The organism is Streptococcus sp. GMD4S (assembly GCF_000296955.1).
In genome coordinates this window covers 1-4388 of the sequence record NZ_AJRE01000104.1, presented here as the reverse complement: position 1 = coordinate 4388, position 4388 = coordinate 1, and the positions used below count along the sequence as shown (strand labels likewise).

The window sequence follows — 4388 nt, the reverse complement described above, 5'->3', positions numbered from 1 at the left end:
CAATCCTAAGGATCCAGAAAAACGTATCGCAGAATTCAAAAACCTCATCAACGAAATCCACAAACGTGGCATGGGGGCTATCTTGGATGTGGTCTACAACCATACTGCAAATGTTGATATTTTTGAAGATATTGAGCCAAATTACTATCACTTTATGGATGCAGACGGAACTCCACGTACTAGCTTCGGAGGCGGTCGTTTGGGAACTACCCACTACATGTCTAAACGTGTCTTGGTAGACTCCATCAAGTATCTGGTTGAAACTTACAAAGTAGATGGTTTCCGCTTTGATATGATGGGTGACCACGATGCGGCTTCTATCGAAGAAGCTTACAAGGCTGCACGCGCCCTCAATCCAAATCTCATCATGCTAGGTGAAGGCTGGAGAACCTATACTGGTGATGAAAATGCGCCTGTGCAACCTGCTGACCAAGATTGGATGAAGAAAACAGATACTGTCGCTGTCTTTTCAGACGACATCCGCAACAACCTCAAGTCTGGCTATCCAAACGAAGGTCAACCTGCCTTTATCACAGGTGGCAAACGCGATATCAATACCATCTTTAAAAATCTCATTGCCCAACCAACCAACTTTGAAGCAGACAGTCCTGGAGATGTTATCCAGTATATCGCAGCCCATGATAACTTGACCCTCTTTGACATCATTGCCCAGTCTATCAAAAAAGACCCAAGCAAGGCTGAAAACTACGCTGAGATTCATCGTCGTTTGCGACTTGGAAACCTCATGGTCTTGACCGCTCAAGGAACTCCGTTTATCCACTCTGGTCAGGAATACGGACGTACCAAACAATTCCTTGATCCAGCCTATAAGAATCCTGTCTCAGAGGATAAGGTTCCAAACAAGTCTCACTTGTTGCGCGACAAGGACGGCAAGCCATTTGTCTATCCTTACTTTATCCATGACTCTTACGACTCTAGTGATGCTGTCAACAAGTTTGACTGGACCAAAGCTACAGATAGCAAAGCATATCCTGAAAATGTCAAGAGCCGTGACTACATGAAAGGTCTGATCGCTCTTCGTCAATCTACAGACGCTTTCCGACTCAAGAGTCTGCAAGATATCAAGGAGCGCGTCCACCTCATTACTGTCCCAGGACAAAATGGCGTTGAAAAAGAAGATGTGACCATCGGCTACCAAATCACTGCTCCAAACGGTGATGTCTACGCTGTCTTTGTCAATGCGGATGAAAAAGCTCGCGAATTCAACTTGGGAACTGCCTTTGCTCACTTGAGAAAGGCCGAAGTCTTGGCTGATGAAAACCAAGCAGGACCAGTAGGAATTACCAACCCTCAAGGCCTTAAATGGACTGAGAAAGGATTGAAATTGAACGCTCTCACTGCTGTCGTTCTCCGCTTGTCTCAAGGTGGTGCCATTGTCGCTCCAGCTGTGGAAGAAAAACCAGAATTTGATCTTTCTAGCTTGGAAGTTGAACCAGAACAAGGCCAAGCTCAAAGCCTAGCAGCCAATCCTGAAACTCAAGAAACCGCTGCAGAGGCTAACTCTCAGAACCTCCTTCCAAACACAGGAACTGAGAGCAAATCACTTCTTGCCCTTGCTGGATTCAGTATCCTTGCCCTTCTCGGACTTGGATGGTTGATAAAAAACAAGAAAGAGAACTGATACTCAATGAAAATCAAAGAGTAAACTAGAAAGCTAGCCACAGGCTGCTCAAAGCACAGCTTTGAAGTTGTAGATAAGGCGAAGCTGACCTGGTTTGAAGAGATTTTCAAAGAATATAACCTAGCCCTCCTATAGAGAAAACACCCCATGGTCAGAAGAATCTTCTAGTCATGGGGTGTTGTTTTTATGATACACTTAGCTATCAAATCATATATTCTACACTATAGCTAGCGTCTGATAAGATACGAGCCAGGAACTGCTTGGTTCGTTCTTCTTGTGGACGACTAAAGAAATCGTGGGGATTGTTCTCCTCTACGATACGGCCTCCATCCATGAAAATAACGTGGTTGGCGACATCTCTAGCAAATCCCATCTCATGCGTGACGACCACCATGGTCACACCTTCTCCCGCCAACTGTTTCAGAACATCCAAAACATCTCCAACCAACTCAGGGTCTAGTGCTGATGTTGGTTCATCTAGCAAAATGACCTCGGGTTTGACGGCAATAGCACGCGCAATTCCTATTCGTTGTTGTTGCCCTCCAGATAGTTGTGAAGGGTAGTAGTCTTTGTAGGCCAGTAAACCAACTTTTTCCAAGGCAGATTCTGCACGTTTGAGCGCTTCTTCCTTGGGAACTTTACGAGCTACGATTAGGCCTTCTAGAATATTTTCCAGAGCAGTTTTATTCGCAAAAAGATTGTAGTGCTGGAAAACAAAGGCTGTTTTTTGGCGAATTTCTAGAATGTCTTTCTTGCTCAATTTGGATAAGTCATAGGTTTTTCCTGCCAAGGTCAAACGGCCACTATCAGCTTTTTCTAAGTGGTTGAGACAACGGAGAAAGGTCGTTTTCCCAGAACCTGATGGTCCTAAAATAACAACGACATCCCCTTGGTTGACCTGAAGATTAACATCCTCCAAGACCTGTCTCTCTCCAAATGTTTTTGCGATATGTTCTACTTGTAACATCCTGTCCTCCTATACAAAACGCGCGCTAGATGTTTTTGCTCTCTCTTCTTTTTTCACATAGCCTTTCTCCAGTAGGGAGAAGCCCCACTGAATCAAACCACAGATCAAAATATACTGCAAAAAGATCACAAAATATGACTCAAAATACTGGTAACCGTAGGACGCTTCCACACGAGCAATAGCGGTGATATCCTTGATAGTCATAACAAAGACCAGGGAGGTCCCTTTGACGATATTAATCACCAGATTGGCCAAGTTAGGCAAGGCTGAGCGCAAGGCTTGAGGAAAAACAATCCTTAGATAGGCCTGGGTCGTAGTCAGCCCAATCGCATGCGCTGCCTCTAGTTGTCCCTTGTTCACCGTCAAGATGGCTGAACGCAAAATCTCCGATAAACTCCCGACTGTCATCAAACTATAAATGATGAAGGCATAGTAGAGAGGATCAAGTTTGAAAATATCAAAGTCACTTCCTATGCTTTTGAGAAATTGATTCAGCAAACTTGGAAACAAACTATAAAAGAAGAGAATCAATAAAATCGGTGGAGTCGCTCGGATAAAGGCCAGATAGACCAGAGAAAAACTCCTCACACCTCGAACCTTATAGATCTGCCCTAAGGCTAAAAATAGAGCTGGTAAAAAGCTTAAGACCATAGCCACAATCATGATAATCAAGGTGATTGGCACACCCTTCAAGGTCTCCAGAAAGGTCTTTACAATATAGTCTATATCCATTTCTTACCTCCCTTTTGTCTCCAAAGACTTCTCAAGCAAACGACTCAAGCTAGAAATAACCAAGGCAATCCCCCAGTAAAGAAGCGCAACTGCCGTATAGGTTTCCAGAGAGTAGTTCCCTAAATTGCGACTAATCAAGAGATTCCCCGCCCCCATAACATCAACGAAACCAATCGTATAGGCCAAGGCAGCATCTCGCATGAGATTGAGTATAGCGGTCGTTATATTGGGAAGAGCAACTTGAAAAGCTTGAGGAAAAATGATTCTCCAAAAAGTCTGACTTGGAGTCAAACCAATACTAAGCCCGGCCTCTGTCTGCCCCTTTGGAATAGCTTGATAGGCTGCCTTGAAAACCTCGGCAACAATAGCCGCAAACAAGAGAATCATCGTCAAGAGAACAAAAATAGTTTTAGACCAGTTGTTGATATCTAAACCAAGCCACCATTTCAGAAATTCTGGCAAGCCATAAAAGACTAGAAAAAGCAAGACAATCGGCGGTGTACAACGAAGGGTAAAGATATAGCCTTTGGAAATCGCTGCAAAACTCTTGTCTTCTCCTACTTGTGCCCAGGCCAAGAGACCTCCAAAAAGGGAACCAAGAAGAGTAGTAAAAAAGAGAATGGACAAGGTCATAGGAAGCGCCTGCCATAAGGTCGGCAAAAACTGAAAGACCTTGGAAAAATCATAAGAAACCATGCAAAACCCTTTCTAGTCTTGGAATTTCTGGTCTAGTCTTTGTCTACGTAACTAAAGACATCTTCTTTAAAGTATTGCTGAGATAGCTTAGCAAGCGTGCCATCTTCTTTCAATTCTTTAATTGCTTTTTCGTATTCTTTAGCAAATTTCTCACCCTTTTCATCACGGTGAATCAAGGGATAAGTTGGAATACCCTTGTATGGGAACCAGCTGAGTTTGTCCGCATATTGGTGGTAAGGGCCATCTTCTGCGGTAACTGCTTTTTCAAAGGACAGTTTGATATCAAAGAAGGCGTCATAACGTCCTTCTAAGACCCAGGCATAGGCATCTGCCACTTTAAAGGATTCAGCA

General features: G+C 43.8%; 4 protein-coding genes and 1 pseudogene. 1 reads left to right on the top strand and 4 read right to left on the bottom strand.

What is annotated here, in order from left to right:
- On the top strand, window positions 1-1642 hold a 1642-nt coding region (locus tag GMD4S_RS07200), incomplete at its 5' end, for an alpha-amylase family glycosyl hydrolase (protein ID WP_000294363.1).
- Between the two features lie 202 nt (window positions 1643-1844).
- Here the strand turns inward: GMD4S_RS07200 and GMD4S_RS07190 are convergent.
- The 4 genes and pseudogenes from GMD4S_RS07190 to GMD4S_RS07175 all read right to left on the bottom strand — a co-directional run.
- The gene (locus GMD4S_RS07190) at window positions 1845-2609 is read right to left on the bottom strand and encodes an amino acid ABC transporter ATP-binding protein (protein WP_000942256.1); all 765 of its coding nucleotides are present in this window, start codon (window positions 2607-2609) and stop codon (window positions 1845-1847) included.
- A 9-nt stretch (window positions 2610-2618) separates the two neighbouring features.
- Window positions 2619-3341 carry an amino acid ABC transporter permease gene (locus GMD4S_RS07185; RefSeq protein ID WP_000350566.1) on the bottom strand — a complete coding sequence of 241 codons (723 nt, stop codon included), beginning with the start codon at window positions 3339-3341 and terminating at the stop codon, window positions 2619-2621.
- 3 nt (window positions 3342-3344) lie between these two features.
- Window positions 3345-4037 carry an amino acid ABC transporter permease gene (locus tag GMD4S_RS07180; RefSeq protein WP_000255460.1) on the bottom strand — a complete coding sequence of 231 codons (693 nt, stop codon included), beginning with the start codon at window positions 4035-4037 and terminating at the stop codon, window positions 3345-3347.
- Between the two features lie 32 nt (window positions 4038-4069).
- A pseudogene (locus GMD4S_RS07175) lies at window positions 4070-4388 on the bottom strand (transporter substrate-binding domain-containing protein); the annotation flags it as partial.